21 protein-coding genes and 1 tRNA gene are annotated in these 24,655 nt (G+C 57.5%); 21 read left to right on the top strand and 1 reads right to left on the bottom strand.

Features of this window, described 5'->3' with window-relative positions:
- From nadD to lepA, 19 genes are all read left to right on the top strand, one after another.
- The gene (gene nadD, locus BW950_RS05355) at positions 1-615 is read left to right on the top strand and encodes a nicotinate (nicotinamide) nucleotide adenylyltransferase (protein WP_076488259.1); all 615 of its coding nucleotides are present in this window, start codon (positions 1-3) and stop codon (positions 613-615) included.
- Positions 581-1,183, top strand: coding sequence for a bis(5'-nucleosyl)-tetraphosphatase (symmetrical) YqeK (gene yqeK, locus BW950_RS05350; RefSeq protein WP_076488258.1), 603 nt, complete (start codon positions 581-583; stop codon positions 1,181-1,183). The genes nadD and yqeK overlap by 35 nt, the downstream gene beginning before the upstream one ends.
- On the top strand, positions 1,173-2,366 hold the full coding sequence (locus tag BW950_RS05345; protein ID WP_076488257.1) for an LCP family protein: 1,194 nt from the start codon (positions 1,173-1,175) through the stop codon (positions 2,364-2,366). Before yqeK ends, BW950_RS05345 begins: the two co-directional genes overlap by 11 nt.
- A complete protein-coding gene (gene rsfS / locus BW950_RS05340) occupies positions 2,335-2,754 on the top strand; it encodes a ribosome silencing factor (RefSeq protein WP_083943751.1) in 420 nt (139 codons plus the stop codon). Before BW950_RS05345 ends, rsfS begins: the two co-directional genes overlap by 32 nt.
- Positions 2,755-2,832: 78 nt before the next feature.
- The gene (gene spoVG, locus BW950_RS05335) at positions 2,833-3,141 is read left to right on the top strand and encodes a septation regulator SpoVG (RefSeq protein WP_076488256.1); all 309 of its coding nucleotides are present in this window, start codon (positions 2,833-2,835) and stop codon (positions 3,139-3,141) included.
- An 88-nt stretch (positions 3,142-3,229) separates the two neighbouring features.
- A tRNA-Gln gene (locus tag BW950_RS05330) sits at positions 3,230-3,301 on the top strand.
- Between the two features lie 33 nt (positions 3,302-3,334).
- The gene (locus BW950_RS05325) at positions 3,335-3,940 is read left to right on the top strand and encodes a 50S ribosomal protein L25 (protein ID WP_076488255.1); all 606 of its coding nucleotides are present in this window, start codon (positions 3,335-3,337) and stop codon (positions 3,938-3,940) included.
- Positions 3,941-3,947: 7 nt separating this feature from the next.
- Complete coding sequence (gene pth, locus BW950_RS05320; RefSeq protein WP_159438728.1) at positions 3,948-4,559, top strand: aminoacyl-tRNA hydrolase; 612 nt, start codon at positions 3,948-3,950, stop codon at positions 4,557-4,559.
- A 38-nt stretch (positions 4,560-4,597) separates the two neighbouring features.
- Positions 4,598-6,010 carry a tRNA lysidine(34) synthetase TilS gene (gene tilS, locus BW950_RS05315; RefSeq protein WP_159438727.1) on the top strand — a complete coding sequence of 471 codons (1,413 nt, stop codon included), beginning with the start codon at positions 4,598-4,600 and terminating at the stop codon, positions 6,008-6,010.
- A 64-nt stretch (positions 6,011-6,074) separates the two neighbouring features.
- Entirely contained in the window at positions 6,075-8,156 is a 2,082-nt protein-coding gene (ftsH, locus tag BW950_RS05310; protein WP_083943758.1) for an ATP-dependent zinc metalloprotease FtsH, read from the top strand.
- The gene (locus BW950_RS05305) at positions 8,083-9,840 is read left to right on the top strand and encodes a hypothetical protein (protein ID WP_143559128.1); all 1,758 of its coding nucleotides are present in this window, start codon (positions 8,083-8,085) and stop codon (positions 9,838-9,840) included. The genes ftsH and BW950_RS05305 overlap by 74 nt, the downstream gene beginning before the upstream one ends.
- Entirely contained in the window at positions 9,837-11,678 is a 1,842-nt protein-coding gene (locus BW950_RS05300; protein WP_076488250.1) for a S1C family serine protease, read from the top strand. Before BW950_RS05305 ends, BW950_RS05300 begins: the two co-directional genes overlap by 4 nt.
- A gap of 173 nt (positions 11,679-11,851) precedes the next feature.
- The gene (locus tag BW950_RS05295) at positions 11,852-12,193 is read left to right on the top strand and encodes an STAS domain-containing protein (RefSeq protein ID WP_159438726.1); all 342 of its coding nucleotides are present in this window, start codon (positions 11,852-11,854) and stop codon (positions 12,191-12,193) included.
- Positions 12,186-14,384, top strand: coding sequence for a chemotaxis protein CheA (locus tag BW950_RS05290; protein WP_200796792.1), 2,199 nt, complete (start codon positions 12,186-12,188; stop codon positions 14,382-14,384). The genes BW950_RS05295 and BW950_RS05290 overlap by 8 nt, the downstream gene beginning before the upstream one ends.
- Entirely contained in the window at positions 14,362-15,207 is an 846-nt protein-coding gene (locus BW950_RS05285; RefSeq protein ID WP_076488248.1) for a CheR family methyltransferase, read from the top strand. Before BW950_RS05290 ends, BW950_RS05285 begins: the two co-directional genes overlap by 23 nt.
- A 13-nt stretch (positions 15,208-15,220) precedes the next feature.
- Complete coding sequence (locus BW950_RS05280) at positions 15,221-16,405, top strand: protein-glutamate methylesterase/protein-glutamine glutaminase (RefSeq protein WP_076488247.1); 1,185 nt, start codon at positions 15,221-15,223, stop codon at positions 16,403-16,405.
- A complete protein-coding gene (locus tag BW950_RS05275; protein ID WP_076488246.1) occupies positions 16,380-18,545 on the top strand; it encodes an ATP-binding response regulator in 2,166 nt (721 codons plus the stop codon). The genes BW950_RS05280 and BW950_RS05275 overlap by 26 nt, the downstream gene beginning before the upstream one ends.
- A gap of 36 nt (positions 18,546-18,581) precedes the next feature.
- Complete coding sequence (locus BW950_RS05270) at positions 18,582-18,986, top strand: response regulator (RefSeq protein ID WP_076488245.1); 405 nt, start codon at positions 18,582-18,584, stop codon at positions 18,984-18,986.
- Positions 18,987-19,113: 127 nt separating this feature from the next.
- The gene (lepA, locus tag BW950_RS05265) at positions 19,114-20,916 is read left to right on the top strand and encodes a translation elongation factor 4 (protein WP_076488244.1); all 1,803 of its coding nucleotides are present in this window, start codon (positions 19,114-19,116) and stop codon (positions 20,914-20,916) included.
- A gap of 93 nt (positions 20,917-21,009) precedes the next feature.
- Here lepA and BW950_RS05260 read toward each other — a convergent pair whose 3' ends face one another.
- Complete coding sequence (locus BW950_RS05260) at positions 21,010-22,677, bottom strand: diphosphate--fructose-6-phosphate 1-phosphotransferase (RefSeq protein WP_076488243.1); 1,668 nt, start codon at positions 22,675-22,677, stop codon at positions 21,010-21,012.
- A 120-nt stretch (positions 22,678-22,797) separates the two neighbouring features.
- On the opposite strand from BW950_RS05260, the gene manA reads away from it, so the two are divergent.
- Both manA and BW950_RS05250 read left to right on the top strand, forming a co-directional pair.
- Positions 22,798-24,090 (top strand): mannose-6-phosphate isomerase, class I, encoded by a 1,293-nt coding sequence (manA, locus tag BW950_RS05255; RefSeq protein ID WP_143559127.1) that lies wholly within the window; start codon positions 22,798-22,800, stop codon positions 24,088-24,090.
- A complete protein-coding gene (locus BW950_RS05250) occupies positions 24,077-24,613 on the top strand; it encodes a DUF188 domain-containing protein (RefSeq protein ID WP_076488241.1) in 537 nt (178 codons plus the stop codon). The genes manA and BW950_RS05250 overlap by 14 nt, the downstream gene beginning before the upstream one ends.
- The last annotated feature ends 42 nt before the right edge of the window (positions 24,614-24,655 follow it).

The following is a 24,655-nucleotide window of genomic DNA, read 5'->3' as shown; positions in this document are numbered from 1 at the left end:
ATGGCGGGGGTGCGGTGCTATCAGGCCTTCCTGGGGGGGTCCTTTGATCCAATTCATTTGGGTCATCTCCATGCGCTGAGGGCGGTAAAGGAAGCCAGGCCCGGAGACAACATTCTTCTGATCCCGGCGAGGTTGAATCCCCTGAAAGAGCGAGCCCCCCATGCCGGGGATGCCCAGAGACTGGAGATGGTCCATCGGGCCACGGTTGACTGGGAGTGGTGCGGTGTGAGCTCCGTTGAGATCGACCGCCCCGGACCCTCGTACACGGTGGACACTGTGGAACACCTTCTTCAGAAGGGAGTTCTGGCGCCGTCTCCGGGAATGATCGTGGGGGATGATCTCTTGCAGGAACTGCCCCGGTGGCATGCCTTTCCCCGCCTTCTGGAGACGGTGGTATTGCTGGTTCTTCAGCGGGATCTCCAGGTCCAGGCTGTTCAGCGCTTTTGTGACTCCTATCCCGCGGCCCGGGTGGTGGCGATCCCCGGGGATCCGCTGAGAGTATCTTCCACGGAGATACGTCGGGGACTGAGTGAACGGGCCTCCCGTGATTCCGTGGCTCACCTTCTGCCAGAGGCGGTGTATGAGTTCCTTTGCCGACATGATTCCTGTTATTGAACGCCTGGAGCGAGAGCTTCCCCGTTTTCTCTCGCCCGATCGCTATTCCCACACCCTGCGGGTGAGGCAGGTGGCGGAGGCTTTGGGGCGGCGATTTTCCCTGCCTCTCCTTCCTGTAGGGCTTGCAGCCCTGGCGCATGATCTGGAACGTGACCGGAGTCACTCGGACTTGCTCTCCTGCGCCAGGGAGCGGGGTATTCCCTTGGCCAGACGTGATCTGGCGCATCCTGTGTTGCTCCATGGGCCTGTGGCTGCCGATCGGCTGCGCAGGGAGTATCACGTTGTCGATGAAGCGGTTCTGCAGGCTGTTCGCCATCATACATTGGGGCATCCCTGCTTTGCCGAACCGTCTCACCAGGTGGGGCAAGTTCTCTTTGTGGCTGATTTCTGTGATCCTCTCCGTGCCAGTGTTGATGGCGCGATGCAGGAAGAAATTCTGGCCCTGGCCGATCTGCCTTGCATGGTTCGGGAGGTAATTGCCAGGACCCGCGCGATCTTTGGAGAACTTGAAGAACCGACGGAGCAGTTGTATGCTCGACTGAACGGAGTGAACGGAAATGGCGCGTAACGGACTTAATGCAACAACGGTATTTCTTGCGATCATCTTCGCGGCTCTTGTGATTACCTTGGGGTTTCTGTTCTTTCAATTGCGCACCGATGCGGTAAGCGCTTCTGTGGCAGAGGATCCCATGGTGCGGGTTCTGGTGGTGGCTCATGATGAGACCGCCCCTTTTCTTTCGTTCCTGCTCTTTGCACATGCAAAAACCGGGCGGGGGGCGGTTCTGGATATTCCGGGATCGGTAGGCGGAGTTCTGCGTCCCCTGGGAAGGGTGGATAGTATCGATGCCCTTTTTAATCCGGCCGATACCCATCTGTATCGCAGGCAGGTTGAATCTCTTGCCGGAACGACGATTCCCTTCGTCTTGACCTATTCTGCCGATCAGCTGATCGATTTTATCGATCTTCTTGGAGGTCTCGATATTTTTGTTATTTCTGATTATCGGGATCATGCCGGTTCGGATCCGATGTTGCTGCCCTCCGGGACAGTGCGCCTGGATGGCGAGAAGGCGGTTCGCTATCTTCGGAAAGAAGGGGATCTATCGGGGGATTTGGAGCAGGTGGGGCGGCGACAGGCCTTTGTGCAGGCCTTGTTGAGAGAGATCCAGACGAGCGCTGACTTTTTGCAGCATCGCCAGGTCGTCCCCCTTCGGGACCAGCTTATCGAAACATCCCTGGAGTCGAGAGGGTTGAGCGTCCTTTTTGATATTCTTGGAAGAATGGACCCTGATCGAATTATCCGGCGGCGTATTCAGGGAACTCTTCGCCAGGTCGAGGTGGAAGGAGAGTCCAGGGAGTTGCTGTTTCCTCATTTCGAGGGGCAGTGGTTGAAACAGACGGTGCAGCAGATATTTACAGCCCTTCAGAATGTAGAAGTGGCAAGCGGCCAGGAAATTCCTGTGGTCCTGGAGGTTCTCAATGGAACGTCCAGAACCGGTTTGGCGCGACGGACAGCTGATTACCTCCAGGAGATGGGGTTCGATGTGCAGGGTGTGGGAAACGCCGAAACGTCGTCTCTGGAGCACACCGTTGTGATCGATCGTCGGGGACTGGGAGACACGGCAGCGCAGGTAGCAGAGGTGATCGGCACCCGGCGGGTCGTAAAAGAGATTATTCCGGAGAGTAGCGTCGATGTGACGCTCATATTGGGAGGGGATTTTGATGGAAGAGCAGTACGGACTTCTGGACAGTAGCAGCGCGGCCCGTGAGGTTGCCCGATTTCTCGACGAGTTGGGGGCAACCGATGTGATCGCCCTGGATATCAGTTCCCAGTCGGCCTTTACTGACGCTTTTGTGATAGCCGAGGCAAACAGCCGTGGGCAACTGCAGGGGTTTCAGAGGCAGGTAGAGGAGCGGTTGTTTGAGCTGGGTTTGCTCGCTTCGAACCACCGGAAACGGGGTGACGAGAGCGGTTGGTATCTAATCGATTGCGGATCGGTTATCGTTCATCTCATGCTGCAGGAGCAGCGGGAGTTCTATGGGCTGGAGAGGCTCTGGTACGATGCCACAGTTCTCTGGAAGGAAGGGAATACTCCCGGCCAGGAAGGAGAAAAAAAGATCGACCAGGGAGCAGAGGCGTAAAGACGGAAATTTGTTTGACACCTCCCGAGGGGCTTGTATACTGGAAGGATATGAATCGGTTCGCGCAGGAGCCTAACAATGGAGATAACTGATATTCGTGTGCGTCGTGTAGGCGGAGAGGGAAAGCTCAAGGCGTACGTAACGGTGACCTTTAGCGATTGTTTCGTGGTTCACAACATTAAAGTAATTCACGGGAGGGGAGGGGTCTTCATCGCGATGCCAAGCCGCAGAACCAACGCCGGTGAGTACAAGGATGTGGCTCATCCGATCAATTCCGATTTCCGGACGACCCTGCAAAACGAGATCCTCCGAGCCTACAAGGCATCCCTGGAAGACGGGCCTCCTTCCTCCAACGGGGATGATGACGCCGCTTTTTCCGAGGAGTAGCGCACTCCCTTGCTTCCAGCGCTTGGCTGGCTTACTCTTGACCAGATGCCCCTTCCCGGGGTAGGGTTTCGCCTCGGTTGAGAGACGGTGGGGCGTCGCCAAGCGGTAAGGCACCGGGTTTTGATCCCGGCATGCGCAGGTTCGATTCCTGCCGCCCCAGGAAGACCGTTCATTGTTTCAAGGAGTTTTCAGCATGGCACAGACAATTCTTCGCGGCGAGCCGCGGACAGAAACCGGAAAAGGCGGGGCCCGGAAATTGCGGCGCGATGGGCGCATCCCGGCTGTCGTCTATGGTCACACCGAACCGGTTCATTTTTCGGTGAGCAGTCGCGATTTTTTCAAGACCTTCAACACCGTTTCGGAGAGCACTATCGTGACTCTTGAGGTTGGCTCCAGCCATCGGGATGTTCTCATCAAGGAATACGACGAGGACATTACCACGGGCAACATAGTCCATCTCGATTTCTACGAGGTGGAGAAGGGCAAGAAGTTGCGCACCCATGTGGCGATCGAACTGACCGGTTCTCCGGCTGGTGTTCGCGAGGGTGGTATCCTGGATCATAACCTTCACCAGGTGGAGATCGAGTGTCTTCCCAAGGATATCCCGGAGCACATCGTGATCGATGTCAGTGGTCTTGGCAGAGATGAGTCGATTCATGTGAGTGATATTGTCCTCTCCGAAGGAGTTCGGATTCTTACCGCTCCCGAGCAGACCATTGCTTCCATCGTTATGCCCCGGGCCGAGGTTGAGGCCGAAGAGGGTGATGACGAAGGCGCGGGCGAAGTTTCGGCAGAGTAAGGCCTCTTTGGCTGCACCGCTGATTCTTGTCGGTCTGGGAAATCCCGGGCCGGACTACGATCAAACCCGGCACAACGTCGGGTTTGATTTTGTTGACCGCCTTGCGGATTCTATGGGCCTCCCCTGGCGGAGGCCCTGGTTTCGCCCCTTTCATATAGCCCGATCCTCTGCCGTGGTCCTTGTGAAGCCCCGGACGTACATGAACCGGAGTGGCCGGGTGTTTCCGTATCTTCTCTCCCGGTTTCAGGTTTCGCCAGCTCAAGTGTGCGTTGTTGTGGACAACATGGATCTTCCCGTGGGGGAAGTTCGCATGAAGCGCAAGGGAAGCCCTGCGGGGCACAACGGGCTAAAATCGATCCACGCCGTTCTGGGGAGCGATGACTACCCTCGTCTGTATGTGGGAATCGGCAGGCCTGGCGCCGGCGCAGATACGGTAGAGCACGTGTTGGGTTCCTTCAACCCTCAGGAGCGTCTTCGGGTTGAGGCAGCCTTTGAGCGAATCCTTCCCCTGTTTACGGGAACCGAAGGGCTTTCCCTGGATCAGCAAATTTCCGCTGTCAACGATCTGCGCCGCCCCCCCCCGGAGGATGAAGCCCTTCTTCAGGGTCTCCCCCGGTGAGCTCCGCTTCTTCACCGACCCATCCTGTAGAGATCCTGGTGGCACGGAACCTTCTGGAGCTGAAGGTGAACCGGGATGCGCCGCTTGTTGTGGCCTGCTCCGGTGGAATCGACAGCGTGGCCCTGACCCGGGCTGTTGCCGTGCGCCAGCCCCTGGTGATTGCCCACATTGATCATGGCCTTCGCGAGGCCTCTTCCCGGCAGGAAGAGTGTCGATGCGTTGACTGCCTTGGTGAAATTCTCGCTGCTCCGGTTATGCGGAGAGGTGTTTCCCCCGGCATGATTACGGCTCGGGCAGCCAGGGAAGGGCGAAGTCTGGAAGAAGTGGCCCGTGAGGAACGTTATCGCCTGCTTCTGGAAATTCTTCAAGAGACAGCCCGGGAGACCGGCGCCGATCCTGTATTGCTCACGGCTCACCACCTTCAGGACCAGCTGGAGACCTTCGTGATGAAGGTTTTCTCGGGGAGGTCTCCCCTGGGGCTTCTGGGCATACCCCGGGATCGCTGGCTGACAGGGGACGATGAAGGAGCGCTCGTCCGGTTCAGGGTGGTTCGCCCCCTTTTGGGGTGCCGTCGCCAGGAACTGAAGGATTACGTCCGGCAGTCGGGGCTCCCCTGGTTTCACGATCCAACAAACGATGATCTCCTTCATCTGCGAAACAGGGTGCGCCTTCGGGCTGTGCCTGTGCTGGAGGATATTTTTTCTCCCTCCGATGTCGCCCTCCGGACCGCTTCCTTTCTTCAGGAGCTGGATCTTCTGAGGGAGGGGCTGCGGGCCCTGATTCCCCCCGAGGCCTGGGGGGAGTTTGGTCAGCAGGGCTGGTCGCTTGATGCAGGTCTCTTTCGCTCCCTTCCCCGGGCGGCGCGGGAACTGGTGCTCCGGGAGGCGGTATACCGCCTTGCTCCGGGGAATCGGGTCTCCTTTCGTCCCTTTCGGGGGTTGGCCGGGGAAGATCTGTCGGTTGTTGCAGGGGGACTCAGGGCGTTTTTTCGCGATGGACGTCTTCAGATTCGTCGGGCGGTTGTCCGTCCCGTCTCGATTGGTTACCTTTGGGTGGTCGACACTGAGCTCCGGATTCGCCTAGTCTGTGAGGGGCGCTCTACGGTGCATGCTGTCGAGGAGGCTCCTGCCCGAAGGGGCGGGTGGCATCTGGGGCCGGTGATCCCTCCGGTGGTTTTGCGCTCCCGGCGGAAGGGGGAGCGGGTCTTCCAGAGGGGGAAGCAGCGTGAGGTTGCCCGTATTCTGGAATCATCAGGGGTTTCGCCTCTGGTTCGGGCGTGCGCACCGGTGGTGGAAGATCAACGCGGGGTTGTAGCTCTCTTGGGTCAGACTTCACCCCTTTGTATCCGTGATGGGGTACAGTATACTCACGACATACACGCGCGGCCTTCGGGGTTTGTTACTCTGGAGGTTGCTTATGAGGAAGCTGAAGACTATGCAGAACGGGAATGACAAGGATCCTCTGGACGACCAGAAGGGCAACGGGGGATCAGATAATCGTGGCGGCAAAAAAACCATGAAAAACAACAACGATAATAACCGCGATAACAACAACTTCAACTTTAATTTCAGGAATAATCGGTTCGCTCTGGTTTTTCTGGTCGCTCTTCTGGGTATGTTCTTGATGATGCTCTTCTCCAATACCCAGACGGTGGGGCAGGAAATCCCCTACTCCCAGTTCATGGGATATCTGAAGGAGGGGCAGGTTGAAACGGTTCGCATTGTAGATCAGACCGAGATCCAGGGGACGCTTCGCACCAGGGATGGGGAGAGCCGTTCCTTTACAACGAACATCCCCTATTTTGATGACGACCTCATACGAATCCTCCAGGAGCAGGGGGTCCGGTTTTCCGGAGCACCTCGTCCGGTCTCTCCCTTTCAGATGCTGGCAGAACTGTTCCCCTGGATGATAGGGTTCTTTTTTATCTGGTTCATGTTTCGCCAGCTTCAGGGAAGCGGAAACCGGGCGTTCTCTTTTGGTAAAAGCAAGGCCAAACGGTATCTGGAAGAGGGTATCAAGATAACCTTCTCCGATGTGGCGGGGCAAAGCGAGGCAAAGTACGAGCTTCAGGAAATTGTCGAGTTCCTCAAAAGCCCCGACAAATTTACCCGTATCGGGGCAAAGATTCCCAAGGGAGTGCTCCTGGTAGGGATGCCCGGAACGGGTAAAACCCTTCTCGCCAAGGCCTGTGCCGGTGAGGCTGGTGTCTCTTTTTTCCATATGAGTGGCTCCGATTTTGTGGAAATGTTCGTGGGTGTGGGAGCCAGCCGGGTGCGGGATCTTTTTGAACAGGGGAGAAAGAGCGCCCCCTGCATCATTTTCATCGACGAGCTTGACGCGGTCGGCCGAACGCGTGGGGCCGGTTACGGCGGGGGCCACGATGAGCGGGAACAGACCCTCAACCAGATGTTGGTAGAGATGGACGGCTTTGATACCAAGGCAGGTGTTATTGTCCTGGCGGCGACAAACAGGCCCGATGTTCTCGATCCCGCTATCCTTCGGCCCGGTCGTTTTGATCGACAGGTGACGGTGGATATGCCCGATGTTCAGGAGCGGGAGGCGATCCTGGCTGTTCATTGTGCAAAGATCAAGCTTGATACCTCGGTGAACCTCAATCGCTTCGCCCGGGCAACGCCAGGATCCAGTGGCGCTGATCTGGCAAACCTGGTGAACGAGGCGGCTCTCTACGCAGCTCGCAAGAACAAAGACCTGGTGGAGGCTGAGGATTTTGAGGAAGCTCGCGACAAGTTGCTCATGGGAGTTGCCCGAAAGTCGAGAATCATCAACGATGAGGAAAAACTCAAGACAGCACGCCACGAGGCGGGGCACGCCCTCCTTCATTATTACCTGGAACATGCTGATCCTCTTCATAAGGTGACGGTGATTCCCCGGGGCCGAGCCCTTGGGGTGGCCTTCTCCCTGCCCGAACAGGACAGCTACAGCAAAGGATCGGGATATTTGCGGGACCGGATAAAGATCTCTTTTGGCGGATACATCGCGGAACGCCTTTTTTATCAGGACACCACCACGGGAGTTCAAAACGATCTCAAGCAAGCCACTGACATGGCCCGTCGCATGGTGACGGAGTGGGGGATGAGTAGCCTGGGGCCGGTCTCTTTTGGTCAGGAAGACGAGCCTATCTTTCTTGGAAAGCAGATAGCTACCCACAAGGATTACTCCGAAAGCACCGCCAATGCGATTGATAGCGAGGTCCGGAAGATCCTTGAGGATTGCTTCCGGGAAGCCGAAGAAATTCTTCAGGAGCATCAGGATAAGCTGGAACTCCTGGCGGCAACCCTCGTCGAGAAAGAAACCTTGTCGGATAACGAGATACGGGAGCTCTTCGGGTTCCCGCTGGTTACGAACCACAATGATCCTCTCGCGAGTCCCGCCACAGAAACGCCACAGACTGAGTCTCGTGAGGAAGGTCCTCAAGAGGCTGATCCTCATGCGGAAGAGGAGAATCATCCCGGAAACAGCCCTGGGTCAGACCAGGGGGAAGAGGATGATCAGGGAGGTTCCGGTGAAACCGAGAAAAATTCCCAGGATTCAGACACCGAAGGAGATGCCGATTCCGGGCAGGATCGCTCCGAGTAGATTTCTTGTTTGTGCGGTTCTGCTCCTTCTCTTTGGAGGAGTGTCCCTCCAGGTCTTCTCAGCGCCCCTCTCCTTCGAGGGAGGGATTTCCCGGGATCTTCTGGAAGAGGCTCGGGCGGTTTTTGAAGCGGGTGATCGGGAGACGGCGCAGTTTCTTCTGCGCCGGGCCTACGGAGTGGATCCCGAAACGGGTGATCCCCTCTTTCTCCTGGCCCGGATGCTTCCCCAAGACCGGTTGCACTCCTCCCTGCGGGAGCGCCTGTTGCAAAAATCAAGGGACCTTTCTCTTCGGGAGACTTCCCTGGAGTTGATTGTGGCGGAGCTGGCACAGCTTTTGATAGAGACCAATCGCCCTGCCCAGGCCCGGCAACTCCTGGAGGATTTTCATGACAGCCGAAACGAGCCGGGCGAGGGAGCGCTCGCGGTGGCTCTGAAAATGGCCCGTTCCGCTGATTCGGAGATGCCCCAACATCCCGGTCCGGAGGAATTAGATGCGCTGGATTACCTCTTCCTGAAGGCCCTTCTCGAAACAGAGCCCTTCTGGGTCTTTTCGGCCTTGATGCAGCGGTTCCGCTCCCGTTTTCCCCGGGACCGGGCCCTGGCAACCATGGATTTCGAGCGTTCGCGCCGGGTGAGCTTGGGGCAGCTCGAATGGCTCGAAGCAGCCCTGGCTGAGCCTCCAGGAGATATCCAGGAGCAACTTGATCTAGCCCGGGCCATAGGCGCTGTCCTGTCTCATTTTCCCCACACCCTCTCCGGTCAGGCGGGGCGGACCCGGCACCATCTGACTCGCTGGTATTATTACCTGGGTGGAGAGGATCCTCTCTTCGCTGTGCCCTTTCTTTTAGACGTTCCCGGGGTGCCTGGGGAAGACTTTGCCCTTTCCCGGGAAACACGCTCTCTGGTCGAGCAGGCGCTTCACGAGGGGGACAAGCGTCTCTGGGAAGCTGCCTCACAAACCCTTCGCCGAAACGATCCTCAGGAGCGATCGTGGAAGGATGGACCCTTTCCCCCGGGGGGGCTCTTTGGACCTGTTTGGGATCAGATCTCGGGAGATCAGACGGTCAGGCTTTTTCTTCATGATACGCCTCGCCTCGGGCTTGAAGAGTATCATTTTGAGGACCGGAGCCTTGCCGCCTGGAAACGGGACAGAACCGGCGATGGTCTTTTTGACGAGGTTCTCCTTTTCTCCGGGGGGGCTGAAGGCAACCTGGTTTTCTTCTTCCGCCAGAGCTACAACCAGGATCAGGACCGGGTGGACGGCGCAAAACAGGAGCAGCCTGAGAGCGTCCTTGGGGTGTACTATTCCCGCTATCCTTTGGTATCCAGGGTGGTTCGTTACCATCTGGACCGTGAGGAAGAGGGCCAGGGATCACGGTGGAGTGAGGTTCCCCCTGCCGAGCGGGTGTGCCCGTCCCGAAGTGTTCTCTGGATTCCGGCACGGCCTGTGCCTCATGACATCGGGTTGCGCCTGGAAGAGACGGATGGTTTCGTCACGGACCTTCCTTCCCGGGTCGGAGGAGAGCCCTTCTCCCTCTGGAATGGTCTGGCCGGGCGTGTTACCTTGACCCCCAGAGATGACCGCTTTCTTCGTCAGCTCGGGTCCGACGATGCCCGAACCCTCAATAGTCATCAGGCTCGGGAGGCGACGGAGCAGTTGCGGGAATTGGGAGTGATACGATGAGAAGCAATCAACGAAAGTCTTCGTTTCTGGTGATATCTATGGTGCTGGCGGCCTGTGCGCTGGCGGGATGCGTCTCCTCCGGTCCCGATCAGTTTGGCCCCCCCCTGGACAGAAGAGACCTTGTGGTGCAACGGGTAGAGCAACACCTGGAGGAAGGAAAGGTGGGTGCCGCTATCGACCGCCTTACCTACGGCCTGCACCGGGAGTTGCTGGAACCGGAGTGGGTTCGGGAAACTCTTCAGGGCGTTTTTGGGCAGTGGCATGAGGAGTACCGGCAGGCTCTGGCTGATGAGGATTACAGCCTGGCGCTTCAGGCTCGCTGGAACCTGGCCGTCCTTCAGGAAGACCCCCTCAACGTAGGGACCAAGGCGCCACCGGAGCTCCTTCAGGAAGATTCTCTCTCCCGGGACGATTTGCTTCTCCGTTGGGCCGGGCAGGAGCTGGATCGTGAAGAGCCTGTCCTGGCGCTCTATCTCCTGCTTCGTCGCTCTACCCTGGATGATCTTGGTCAGGACGAAGCACTGCGTTTTCTGGAAATTGCCCGGACCTTTAATAACGATGAAGCGGCAGAGCGGATTCTGAAAGCTCTGAAGGAACGTGACGAGGGTGATGATCTGCCGCCGCTCATTGCGGTCTCTTCCCGAACGCCGCCGGAAATGCTCGCCGGGACCGTTACGGTTTGGGTAAACCGGGGGATGAGGATCTCCCAGGGCGTAGGAGTCCCCGATCGCGGAATCGGAAGCGGGTTTTTCATCGATCCCCGGGGGTATTTGCTGACAAATTACCATGTCATCTACAGCGAGGTTGATCCTACCTACAACGGGTTTTCCCGGCTCTACGTGAAACTTGCCGGCCGTCCCAATGAGCGGATTCCTGCAAGGGTGATCGGGTATGATCGCGTCTTTGATCTGGCTCTCCTGAAGGTGGAGCTGGATGCACCCTATGTCTTCTCTCTCAGCGATACGCGACGTCTTACTCCCGGGGAAAGAGTCCTTGCTTTGGGATCCCCCGGGGGGCTCGACAGCACCATAACAGCAGGAATTGTCTCTGCTGAAGGTCGGCGGTTCTTCCAGATGGGGGAGGCTGTCCAGATCGATGCTCCTGTGAACCCCGGAAACAGCGGTGGGCCCCTCATATTGCCCGATGGACAGGTAGCGGGAATCGTCTTTGCAGGAATACCGCAGTTCGAAGGGGTCAACTTTGCTATTCCTTCCTACTGGGTGCGGCATTTTTTTCCTCGCCTTTTCCTGGGAGGAGAGGTGGTTCACCCCTGGCTTGGCTTTGCCGTTCATGCCGGTCGGGAAGGGCTCCGGGTCGTCTACGTTGCTCCGGGGTCTCCCGCCCACCGGGCCGGTGTTCGGGAGGGGGAAATCCTGCGTTCGATCCAGGGTCGTCCTGTGAAGACTCTCTCCTCGGCGCAGGACATTATCCTGGAGCGACGTCCCGGGGATCTTTTACACACCCGATGGTCCAGGGAAAACCGAAGGGAAGAAATATCCCGGGTGATCGCCCTGGACTCCCGTCCTTTCAGCCCCGTTGAGGAGGCTCTAAAGAGGCAGCCTATTGAGGCCCTGTTTCCTGTTCTCTTCGGTATGAACGTGGAGGAGATATCCAGTCCTCCCTGGGGACCCGACTATGTAATAACCGAGGTTTTTCCCGGAACATCGGCCGATGAGTCCAGCCTCTCACCAAACGACCCCTTCTCGTTGCGCAACTGGCGCGTTGATACCGATCTTCGGGCCGCTTTCATTCAGATCGTGATCAAAAAGCGAAAAGCCGGTTTCCTTGAGAGTGGTCTTCAGCTCGGGTCTTTTCTCGAGACCGATTCTTTCCTCTAATTAAATTTGTCTGGCCTCTTTCGGGAGTTTTTTCCCCTCGGGAAGGCAAAGTATCGCCGTTCTGTCTTATACTACTGATGGTGCGTGTTGCCGGTCACCTGGGGTTGGTGTTTCCGGTGGCGCGATATTTCGAGCAGAATTTCCTTGGGATGTCTGCGGTAAGCGAGGACGGGATGAGTTCGAATGTCAAAGTGGTAAATCTGGTTGGGGCTGTTACCCTGACGACCGTCGAAGCCAGGGCCGAAGAGATCCGGCAGGCCTTTGAGACGGTGCCCATGGTGTTAATAAGTCTCAGTCAGGCCGATGAAATAGATCTAGCCGGCATACAGCTCCTCTACGGAGCACGCCGGTACGCCGAAGCTCAGGGGAAAGAGTTGCATATCACGGGAGCGGTACCCGACCAGGTCGCCCGGCGGCTGTATCAGGGCGGGTTCATTGCAGAAATGGTCCGTGAAGGGCGTCAGCTTGATCAGACGCTCTCGGGTTTTGCAAAAACGGGGAACCTCCATGATTGACGGTTTTCAGGAAAGTTTTCGTACCGAAGCGCGGGAGCTTCTGAACGGTCTGGAGCAGTCCCTGCTGGAGCTGGAACAGAATCCGCAGGATTCCGAGAACATCGCTGCGGTATTCCGGGTGATGCATACCATCAAAGGATCGGCCGGGATGTTCGGGTTCGATAAAATCTCGGCCTTTGCACACCATGTGGAGTCCAGTTTGCAGGAGGTGCGTGACGGTATTGTCCCGGTAACGGAGGACTTGGTAGATGCGACTCTCCATTGCCGGGACCATATTCTGTTCATGCTGGATGAGCCTGATGATCCCTCAGGATCGGTGCGCTCTCGGGAGCTCCAGGATATGCTGGCTTCAATTGTTTCCATATCCCGGGAGCAGATTCCGGAGCGCGGGGAGGACGCCGGCGGGGACGGGGTTTCCTCGAAGGAGACTGAATCTGACCCGGAGTTCGGAGAAGACACCTCCTCTCCGGTGCCATCTTCCCCCGGCTCTTCCCTGAAGGAGACGTCATCCAGGGAACCCTCCGAGTCAGCCCCTCCCGAGACGTGGTTTATCCGCTTTTCTCCCCACCGGGAAATCATGAGAAACGGCACCAATCCTTTGCTTCTCCTGGAAGAACTCCAGGGGCTTGGGTCCTGTACCGTCGTGGCTCATACCGGAAAAATTACCAGTCTCGAGGCGGTTGAAGCCCTGGACTGCCTTGTCTCATGGGATATTTTTTTAACCACCGCAGCCACTGAAGGGTCAATCCGGGAAGTTTTTCTCTTTGTGGAGGATTCCAGCACTCTCTCGATTAGCAAGTTCGATTCGATCGATCTCTCCGATGACAGCGGGCAGTACAAGCGTTTAGGGCAGATACTGGTCGATCGAGGGGTTGTTGCTGCCGAGGTGGTGAAGGAGGCCCTGGAGGGACAGAAAAAACTTGGCCAGGTCCTGCTCGAGCAGGGGGTTGATTCCGATGAGATCAATTCTGCTCTTCGGGAGCAGGAACACGCCCGCAAGACCCGGGAGAAAGGTGTTAGTGGGGAAGGAACCTCCAGCATTCGCGTCCAGTCTGAAAAGCTGGATGATCTTGTTGATCTGGTGGGGGAGCTGGTAACCCTGCAGGCCCGTCTCTCCCAGGTTGCCCAGGAGGACCAGGTTGACCAGGCTGCTCTCGAGACGGTTGCCGAAACCTTTGAGCGTCTTATCGCGTCTCTCAGGGATCACACCATGAGCATCAGGATGCTCCCTGTGGCGAGTATCTTCAGCCGGTTCAGACGATTGGTTCGGGATCTTTCGCGAGACCTCGGCAAGGATGTCGAGCTGATTACATCGGGAGGGGAGACCGCGCTGGATAAGTCGGTCCTTGAGCGGCTTCAGGACCCTTTGGTCCATGTGATTCGAAACAGTATTGACCACGGCATAGAGCCCCCTGCGGTTCGCAAGGCTGCGGGGAAGCCCTCCTGCGGAAAGGTTGCTCTCCGGGCCCGCCACGTGGGAGCCTCCGTTGAAATCCGCGTGGAAGATGACGGCCATGGACTCGACCGGGAGCGAATCCTCTCAATCGCTATTGATAAGGGGCTGGTATCGCCGGGCATCTCCCTGGAAGACCAGGAAGTCTACGATCTGGTCTTCCAGCCGGGATTTTCAACGGCCCGGGAGGTAACCACCGTTTCAGGAAGAGGCGTCGGGATGGATGTGGTCCGCCGCGAGATGGACGCCATTGGTGGAACGGTCAGTTTTGACCCTCGGCCCGCTCAGGGAACGGCGCTGGTGATGACAATCCCCCTTACCCTGGCTATCATCGACGGGTTGCTGGTCAGGATCGGCTCCGAGCGCTTTGTGGTGCCTCTGGCAAATGTTGAGGAGTGTGTCGAGTATCAACGACATGACTCCCGCGAGAAAGACACGATACATAACAGGGGAGAACTACTTCCTTTGGTGAATCTGCGCCGGATCTTTAGTGTCTCCGGTGAGCGGCCTGCTATCGAGCAGGCTGTGGTGGTCATGACGGGAATTGGCCGGGTTGGATTTATTGTAGATCAAGTTGTGGGAGAACATCAGACGGTGATAAAAAATCTTGGACAAATGTATCGTTCCATCGAAGCCGTAAGCGGCGCGACCATCCTGGGTGATGGTACCGTCGCTTTAATTCTGGATATTCAGCGCCTCACAGGTCAGATAAGTCATGCCGGAAGCCTCGCTGAGTGACAAGCAGTTCCAGCGCCTGAGTGCCTTTATCGAGGGTGAGGTGGGAATCAAGATGCCTCCGGTGAAACGGGTCATGCTGGAGGGGCGCCTGCGAAAACGGTTGCGGGCGCTTTCCATGGCTTCCTTCGATGAATATGTAGAACACGTCTTTTCCTGCGACGACGGTGAGATCGTGCACATGATCGACGTGGTGACCACCAACAAGACCGATTTCTTCCGGGAACCCGAGCATTTTGATTACTTGAGAGACTCCCTTCTGCCCCGCCAGGCATCACAGGGGTGGGGAATGGAGAAACCCTTTTTGGCCTGGTCTGCGGCGTCTTCAACGGGGGAAGAAGCCTACAGCCTGGCCGTGACTTTCGAGGAGTTCCGTCGGGTGAACCCTGCTTTTTCCTACCGCATTCTGGGTACCGATATCTCTACGGCGGTTCTGCATGTCGCAGAAAAAGCCGTTTACCCGGCCGGACGGATACAGCCAGTTTCGCAGGTTCTGCGGAAACGCTATTTTCTGCGGAGCCGCGATCGCGCTGCCGACCTCGTTCGCCTGCGCCCCGAGGTTCGTCAGAACGTCCTCTTCAAGCGTCTTAACCTGATGCAGGAAAAATACCCCATGCGTGATCTGTTTCACGTAATATTCTGCAGAAATGTGATTATTTATTTTGATCGGCATCGCCAGGAGGCGCTCTTGCGGCGTCTCTGCGATTACCTGGTGCCCGGGGGGTATCTCTTTCTTGGTCACTCCGAAAGCATGGCAAGCAGCAACCTCCCCTTTGAATCGGTGGCCCCTACTGTGTATCGCCGTCTTGAAGGATCAACAGAATAGGAGGAGCGAGATAATGGCAGGAAAAATAAAAGTAATGATCATTGATGATTCTGCTGTGGTCCGGCAAACCCTTACCCAGATCTTTGAGCAGAACAGCGATTTCGAAGTGGTTGGAATCGCTCCTGATCCCTACATAGCAGCCAAGAAAATGGCCTCCTGTGCTCCCGATGTCATAACCCTGGACATCGAGATGCCCCGCATGGACGGTTTGAGTTTTCTCCGCCATCTCATGCGTCAGCACCCCATGCCGGTGGTGATCTGCTCCTCCATGGCAGAATCCGGTTCCGTGAATGCCCTGACGGCGCTGGAATACGGCGCTCTGGAAATTGTGGAAAAACCCAAGGTTGGTACCAAGACCTTTTTGGAAGAGTCCCGGGTCCGGGTTTATGACGCTGTCCGGGCTGCCTACGCAGCGCGGTTCTCAATCCCCTCGCTTCACGGCTCGGCCCCTTCGGGTTCAGTGGAATCCCGGGAGGCTCCTGCGCCGCCACGGAAACAGGATATACCCCCTGGCAGTCGCTCTCGCCGGGAGGAAGGCCTTCAGCCCAAGCAAACCGCCGACGCCATCCTGCCGCCCCCCACTGGAAAGAGAATCCCCGATACAACGGAAAAGATCGTCTGTGTCGGAGCTTCCACGGGAGGAACCGAAGCGTTGCGGGTTTTCCTGGAAGAGATGCCTCTGAACGCTCCGGGGATCGTTATTGTTCAGCATATGCCGGAGAAGTTCACCGCCGCCTTTGCAACCCGCCTGGATTCGCTCTGCGAGATTACTGTGAAGGAAGCCGAGCATAATGACACGATTCTCACGGGCCGTGCTCTCATCGCTCCTGGCAACAAGCATCTCCTGATTCGGCGCAGCGGAGCCCGTTATTATGTGGAAGTTCGGGAGGGCCCGCTGGTGAGTCGCCATCGCCCCTCGGTGGATGTCCTCTTTCGGTCCGCTGCCCAGAGTGCCGGTCAAAACGCAATCGGTGTGATCATGACAGGCATGGGAGACGATGGAGCCCGGGGAATGAAGGAGATGCACGATGTCGGGGCCTGGACGATCGCCCAGGATGAGAAAAGCTGCATCGTCTACGGGATGCCCCAGGAGGCGGTAAAACGTGGTGCTGTTGACCAGATCGTTGGATTAAACGAGATCGTTCGAAACGTTCTTGAACGGGTGGGGCGCAGTGGTAGCATCGATTCTCATCGTTGAAGACGAGCGGATTGTTGCACTCGATATCCAGACTCGCCTGGAATCGCTGGGATTCCGGGTGGTAGGTATTGCCAGGGATGGCGATACAGCTCTCGCTCTGGCCCAGAGTGAATCCCCTGATTTGGCCCTGATGGATATCCAGATCGTGGGGGAACTTGACGGAATCATGGTGGCTGAGAGAATTCGCGAGCGCTTCGGGATTCCCTCGATATTTCTTACAGCCTTTTCTGATCGACAGAATCTGGCGCGGGCCAAGGAGGCCCAGGCCTACGGGTATCTGCTGAAGCCCTTTCAGGAGCGCGAGCTGGTAATCTCTATCGAGATGGCCCTTTTCAAGCATTACGCCGAGCAGAACCTGCGCATTCAGCGGGCGATTCTCGACGCCACCATGAACACGATCGACGATGGCGTTCTCACTACCTCCTCAAATGAAACGGTAATCCTCATCAACGCCGCTGCAGAGAAACTTCTGGGGTGGAAGCGGGAGGATGCCCTGGGAGAAAGTCTTCCGGACGTTCTTGTTGTTCAGGAAACCCCGGATATCCTGGACGAAATGCCCGGACGGGTTGTCAGGCTTCGCAGGAAAAATGGCACCTCCTTTCCTGCACAGCTATCGAGGATTCCCGTGGAAGACTGCGGTCTGAGCGGAGGGGCCTGGGTCATCGTCTTCCGGGATGTGACCAAGCCCCTGGAGTACCAGCAGAAACTGATCGCTTCCCGCGATGCCGCCGAGAGCGCTGCCCGGGCAAAGAGCGAGTTCATGGCGAGGATGAGTCACGAGTTTCGCACTCCCCTGAACGCGATTCTGGGTATGACCCGTCTCATGCGTGATTCGCCCGATGATCCATCGTTTCAGGAGTATCTTCGAATTACCCATAGCTCTGCCGAGACGATGATCCGCCTGGTGACGGATATTCTTGATTTCTCTACCTACGAGGCGGGATTCGGGAGGTTATTGCAGGATCCCTTTTCCCTCACCGAACTGGTTCAATCCACGGTCCAGGCCCATGCTCCCGAAGCTATGGCGCGGGGGATACGGCTTGCCCTGGTGGAGGCTGCCCCGATACCAGGTGAGGTTCAGGGCGATCCTCAGCGGATTCGGCAGATACTGAACAATCTTCTCTCGAACGCGATAAAATTTACCCCCTCGGGAGAGGTCATAGTGTCTCTCTCCGTCTCCAGGGGATCCTCCGATGATATCCCGGCCGGACAGGCGCGTGTTGAACTGCAGGTCGAGGATACTGGCGTGGGAATCCCCGATGAGCACCGTGAATCAGCCTTCGAGGCCTTCCTGCAGCTGGAAGACTCCCGCACCCGCACTGCCGGAGGGACCGGCCTCGGGCTGGCTATCGCCCGGCGCTTTGCCCACGCCATGGGGGGGGATATTACGCTTCAGTCCCGGGAAAACGGAGGAACTCGGGCGTGCTGCTCTCTGACTCTCCCGACTTGTCTTGAGGATGATCCCGAACTGATGCCTGATTTCTCAGGGATCACCGTGGCTGTGTCGGACCATCTCATCAGCAGGGTTATTACCCCCTGGATCACCCGCTATGGCGGAGCAGTGGTGGCAAGGGAGGAAGATCTTCCCCCTGGAGGAGTGCTCCTCTTGGGGTTTGATGAATACAGGACATGCGCCTCCGGCCGGGTTTCCGGAGAAGGAGCCGGAGAAGGAGATGACCCCGCAGACAGGGGAGATTCCGGGAAATGGGGTGGTGTAGCGGAGCGGGTAATAGTTATCGGCCCTGCCCGTGAACGTAGAAGCCTCTCGGGGCACGGGGATTCACTCTGTTACGTGGCCGAGCCTGTAACGGCCCGATCTATCATCTCGGTCCTTTCCCGGGGGTGCGAGGATTCTTCCTGGGCCGATCCGAACCCGGGAGGTTCCGGGAAAAATCAGGAAGAACTGCCAGAGGCGCCCCCCGTTCCCGAGCCCTTCAAGCGGCTGCTGGATCTTCTTGATCAGGAGAAGGTCTCCGAAGCGGCTGCCTACGCAAAAAGGCAGCGTCATGCCCTGGAGGGTAAAAGCACGCCGGGGTTGGGTAACTCCGAAGTTTTTTTCCGGGTCTATCTGCTTCTTCGGAGAGGAAATATCCGGGGTGCCCGATCGGTGATAACAGAGGCAATTCATGGTATCGGTTAAGTGTATGGATACAGACTATGTGCAAGGAGAGAGCCCATGCGGATTCTGATAGTGGAAGATGATTTTGGCAGCCGGAGGTTCCTTCAGGCTCTGTTCCAGGGGATGCCCGAGGTGTATGTCGATGTGGTTGTCGACGGGGACGAAGCGGTCCAGGCGTTCCAGCTTGCCTGGGAGGAGAAAACCCCCTATGAGCTGATCTTGCTGGATATCATGATGCCGAATATGGACGGTCATGAGGCACTTCAGGAAATCCGGAAGTTCGAGGAATCAATCGGCGTCCACCATAAGGACCGGGTCTCGGTCATCATGACCACCGCCCTGGGTGATCCCCGAAACGTGGTGGATGCCTACTACCATGGCGAGGCCGATGCGTATCTGGTGAAGCCCATCGAGCAACAAAAGCTCTTTGCAACGATGGCCCAGCTCGGCTTCGCTCTCTGATCTCCTCGCCGCGCGGGACAGCGCGGGGTCTCCAGGATCCTCTGATACCCGGGCGTTCCGTGTCCCTGGGGGTGTTGCTTCGGTGCGCTTGCAATCCTCCCGTGCAGCGTAGTACAACTGCATCTTGATGAACCAAAGGAACGTCCGTAATTTTTGCATTATTGCACACATTGATCATGGCAAATCTACCCTGGCTGATCGTTTTATCCAGCGCTCCAAAATTGTGGAAGAGCGGGATTTCCGTGATCAGCTCCTGGACTCCATGGACATTGAGCGTGAACGGGGAATCACGATCAAAAGCCAGGCTGTCACTCTTCCCGTGGAGTTCGAGGACGGGTTATACCTCCTTAATCTGGTTGATACACCGGGTCACGTAGATTTTTCCTACGAGGTCTCCCGGGCTATCTCTTCCTGCGAAGGCGCTGTGTTGCTTATCGATGCGGCACAGGGCGTGGAGGCCCAGACCTTGAGCAACCTCTATCTTGCCTTCGATCACGACCTTCATATTATACCGGTGATCAACAAGATCGATTTGCCGGCCGCCGATATCGATAACTGCCTCCATCAGATCAACCATGATTTGGGTCTTGATCCCGACGAGGCCGTCCTGGTGAGTGGAAAGACCGGCCAGGGTGTGGAGGACCTGCTGCGGGCCATTGTAGAGCATATTCCCGCTCCCGCCGGAGAACCCGAGAAACCGCTTCAGGCCCTGGTCTTTGACAGCCATTACGATCCCTATCGCGGGGTTATCGTTCACCTGCGCGTCTTTGACGGCACGCTGAAACCGGGCGATACCATTGAGATGTGGTCCAGTGGACTCCAGTACGAGGTGGAGGAGATCGGCCGTTTCAAGATCGCCCTGGAGAAAACGGGGCAACTCTCGGCTGGTGATGTGGGGTATCTTATTGCCGGAATCAAGACCATCCGTGATGTTCGGGTGGGTGATACCGTGACGCGTCCCGACGCGCGGTGCAAGACTGCGCTTCCCGGTTTTCGGGAAGTGAAGCCTGTGGTGTTCTCTTCCATTTACCCTGTTGACACGAACGAGTACCAGGGGCTTGTTCAGGCCATGGATAAACTTCGCCTCAACGATGCCTCGCTGGTCTTCGAGAAGGATAATTCCGCAGCCCTGGGATTCGGATTCCGCTGCGGCTTTCTGGGAATGCTCCATCTCGAGGTCATCCAGGAGCGACTCGAGCGGGAGTTTGATCTGAACCTGGTCCTGACGGCTCCGTCGGTTGAATACGAGATCGAACTGAACGACGGGACCAGGCTTCTGGTGGACAGTCCCATGGATTATCCGGATCCGGGGACGATCAAGCTTGCCATGGAGCCTTTTATCCGGGCCTCGATCATTACTCCCGATACCTATCTGGGGCCGATGCTGAGCCTCTGCAACGACCGCCGGGGCATTCAGAAAGATATGATCTATCTCGATACCTCCCGGGTCGAACTCGTCTTCGAGATGCCGCTGGCGGAGGTTCTCTTTGATTTCTATGATAACCTGAAATCTCTTTCGCGAGGCTATGCGTCATTTGACTACGAGCTCATCGATCGCAGGCCGGTCCAGCTCGCGCGACTGGATATTCTGGTGAATGGCAAGCCCGTGGATGCCCTCTCCATGCTGGTCTATCGGGGAAACGCCGAGCGCCGCGCCCGGGCTGCCTGCAAGCAGTTGCGACAGGAGATTCCCCGGCATCAGTTCAAGGTGCCCATCCAGGGGGCAATCGGGGGAACTGTTATTGCCCGGGAGACGATCCCGGCTCTGAGAAAGGATGTGACCGCCAAATGCTACGGTGGTGATATCAGCCGGAAGCGAAAGCTTCTGGAAAAACAGAAGGAAGGCAAGAAGCGAATGAAGACTGTGGGGAACGTGGAGCTGCCCCAGTCGGCGTTTCTTTCGGTTCTCAAGGGCTCTCCCGAGGAGTAGGGGAGGCCGGTATCGGCAGGATAAAAAGCCCCGGGTCCTTGTGCCCGGGGCTTAATTTTGCTACGTCCGGGAAGGACGCAGCGGTTCTGCCGGTCAGGCCTCCAGGCCCTGTTCAAGCCGCAGGGTGATCGTGGGCTGGTTACAGATCTCGTCGGGTCCGTAGTACTGGATGGCGCCAGGATAGACGAAGGATGTTCGGGTTGCCCATTCGTCCCGATGGCGGGCGAAATAGGTAAAGGGAGCCCCTTCCAGTTCTACCAGAGCTTTCTTGATAACCGGTTTCTTCTCGCCGTGGCGTTGCTCCATGTTCATCATCATTGTCAGGGGGATGCCGCCTGCAACCCACTCACTGGCAGGTTGAGCGATCTTCCGGACGCTGGAGAGATAGCCCGTGAGACCGTTGGCGATCAGCACAAACGCGCTGTATCCCAGGGAGTAGGTGTAGTCGGCGTCAAAATTGCTGGGGAAGGCGCAACGACCCTCGTAGCCAAAGAAATGGTTCAGCGCGTTGAATATGCCCTGGTAGGACCCTGTCCGGGCTCGTTCGTTGAGTTCTTCGCTCACCATTTGGATCAGGAGCTTCTCCGTCTCGATTCGGGAGACCTGAACGTTTCCGTGGGGATCGCGATCCATCAGGAGCTGGTGCTGGATATCCCGGGGCAGAGAGGTGAAAACCGGTGCGCTCTCGGTGCTCAGCTTTCCGGAAAGCCAGCGGGCTTGTTCGTCGGGTCCGGATATTCCGGAGAACTCCGTGCTGTGAATAGCCAGGAGATCGTTCACTTCGGAAATCAGGCGCCCCATCTCGGGAATGAACTCGATCAGGCCTTCGGGAATCAGGACGACGCCAAAGTTTTCACCTCCTTCGGCGCGCTTTGCCACGATTTCTGCCAGGGAGGAGACGATCTGCTGGAGGGTTTGTTTCTTTTCGGCCACCTCTTCAGAGATGATGCAGGCCGTGGGCCGGGTCTGGAGGGCGCACTCCAGGGCGATGTGGCTGGCCGAGCGACCCATGAGCTTGATAAAGTGCCAGTATTTTTTTGCACTGTTGGCGTCGCGCTGGATGTTGCCGATGAGCTCTGAATAGGTCTTCACGGCGGTGTCAAAGCCAAAGGATGCCTCGATATATTCGTTTTTCAGGTCACCGTCGATCGTCTTGGGTACGCCGATAACCTGTACGGGATCTCCCTGGGCAACAAAATACTCGGCCAGAAGGGCTGCGTTGGTGTTGCTGTCGTCACCGCCGATTACGACCAGGGCATCGATCTTGTTGGTCTGGCAGGTTTTTCGGGCTGCGGCGAACTGTTCCGGGGTCTCGATCTTGGTGCGACCGCTGCCGATTATATCGAATCCTCCAGTGTTGCGGAAATCATTCATGTATTCAGCGGTGATCTCGATTTTCTGGTCTTCCACAAGGCCCGAGGGTCCTCCCAGAAACCCCAGGAGCTTGTTTTGGGGGTTTGCTTTCTTCAGGGCGTCGAAGATGCCCGAAATGACGTTGTGACCGCCTGGGGCCTGTCCTCCCGAGAGGATGACGCCCACGGTGCGCTGCACCGATGCCTGGGGATTGTTGCCGCTGGCCTGCATGGTGGCGATGGGTTTGCCGTAGGTGTGGGCAAATGTTTTTTTCAGGGCCTCCTGATCGCTGAGGGCCTGGGTGGGTTCTCCCAGGGAAAGGGAGATCGATGCGATATCTCCCCGGATGGCCGGGGGAAGCTTGGGTTCGTAGGTATACCGAATTTTTTGCAGCTGTGATTGTTTCATAACGGCCCTATTCTATCCGGTGAGGCCTTCTGGAGGCAACGGCGCAGGGCTGGCTTACGGTGAAGCTTGGCCCTGGAGAAGACCCTTGACCGGACCTGAAGAGGCCGGTAGCATCGCTGTGTGGCACACTATAAAATGATCAATCAGGTGAAACAGTATGCTTGGGGAAGCCCTGATTTGCTGGCAAAGATCCAGGGGCGATCCCCGGGGGGGCGCCCCGAGGCGGAATTATGGATGGGCTCGCACCCGAACGGGGCAAGTCAGATTGTAACCCCCCGGGGAGAGACGGTCTCCCTGGCCTCGTTTCTTGCGGAATCTCCCGCTTTGCTGGGGCCCCGGTCCCTGGAGTTGCAGGCTCCCGGCGAGGATATGCCGGGTCTGCCCTTTCTGCTGAAAGTTCTGACTGCGGGCAAGGGGCTCTCCATTCAGGCTCATCCTGATCGGGAGCAGGCTCGGGAGGGATTTGCCCGGGAAGAGGCACAGGGAGTTCCCCGGGACGCTCCGCTCCGAACCTATCGAGACCAGAACCACAAGCCGGAACTCATCTGTGCGCTCACGGAGTTCTGGGGGTTGTGCGGCTTTCGGCCTCTGGAGGAGTTGCGCCGGGAGTTTCTGGTTCTCTCTTCTTCGCTGGCGCGCCTGAACCACCCCCTGCTGGACGAGGCGCTGGAGCCGTTTCTTGAGGATCCCCGGGAGGAGACCTGGGAAAAGCTTTTTCTAGCGCTCCTTGAGTGCGGTCTCGACCGTTCCTTCCGGGACGACTTGGTTCGGACCCTGAGTTCCTGCCTGGAGGGGCGCAACGAAACCCGGGACCGCTACTGGTGGGTCCGGGAACTTCTGGGCCAGTATCCCGGAGATCCCGGGGCGTTCGCGCCGCTTTATCTGAATCTTTTTCATCTCCAACCCGGTGAGGCTGTCTTCCTGGGGTCTCGGGTGCTTCATGCGTATCTGCGCGGTGCTGGAGTGGAGATCATGGCAAACTCTGACAACGTCTTGCGTTCGGGGTGCACCGAGAAACACGTGGATTGCCGGGAGCTGGCCCGGATTCTCTCTTTCGAGAGTTTTTTGCCCCATCCGTCCTCGGGATGCAATCAGCAGGGCCTTCGGGTCTACGTTACACCAGCCCGGGAGTTCGAGCTGGTTCGCGTGCCCCGGGAGGGCCGGATAGAAAAGCGGGAAGGGCCGGCGATCCTTCTTGCCACAGAGGGGCCTGTTGTTTGTGATGGTCTTCTTCTGGAATCGGGAGAGTCGGTTTTTCTTGATCACGCTGCGGAGAAGTGGGACGTTTCCGGTCCTGGAGTTGCCTCGGCGTATATCGCGGCTCTTCCAGGAACGCTTTCTTTCACGCCCGCCACGGTTCGTGTCGGAGCTGAGGGTTCTGTATCCGGGGTGTCCGGTGATGAACGATCATGAACACCCTGACTCCATTGCTGTCGGGGTAGAGATCTGGGTTGACGGCGATTCCTGCCCCGTGCCGGTTCGGGAGATCCTTCAGCGGATTCCCGGGAGGAGGGGCATCCCCGTCCGTTTCTGCGCCAACCGTGCGCTTCCTCTCGGAAAGACCGGAGGGGATCTCCTGGAGATGCTGGTCATCCAGGAGGAGGACGTCGATGACTACCTTTTGCGGGAAACTGTCGCTGCCCGGGGGATTGTCCTGGTGGTTACGCGGGATATCCCTCTGGCAGAGCGTCTGGTCGAGTTGGGTATCCCGGTAATGAACGACCGGGGGCGGCTCTTTGAGCGGGATTCGATTCGGGAGCTTCGTTCCCTGCGCGATGCCCGGGCAGCGATCCGTGCCCAGGGGCTTGAGACCATGACCAGGGCGGTGACCTTCGGAAAGCGCGAGCAAAAGGCTTTTGCCGATGCCCTGGACCGGTTTCTTGCAACCCCCCCCAGGCCGAGGGGGGCTGCGGAAAAAGATATCCCGCTTTCTTGATGACCAGCCTGCTCTGGTAGTACCTTATCCTCCACAACGCTA

The sequence above is a fragment of the Alkalispirochaeta americana genome (genome assembly GCF_900156105.1).
GTDB classification, from domain to species: Bacteria; Spirochaetota; Spirochaetia; order DSM-27196; family Alkalispirochaetaceae; genus Alkalispirochaeta; species Alkalispirochaeta americana.
Note: the sequence above shows the minus strand (reverse complement) of the source record. Positions and strands in the feature narration are given on the sequence as shown.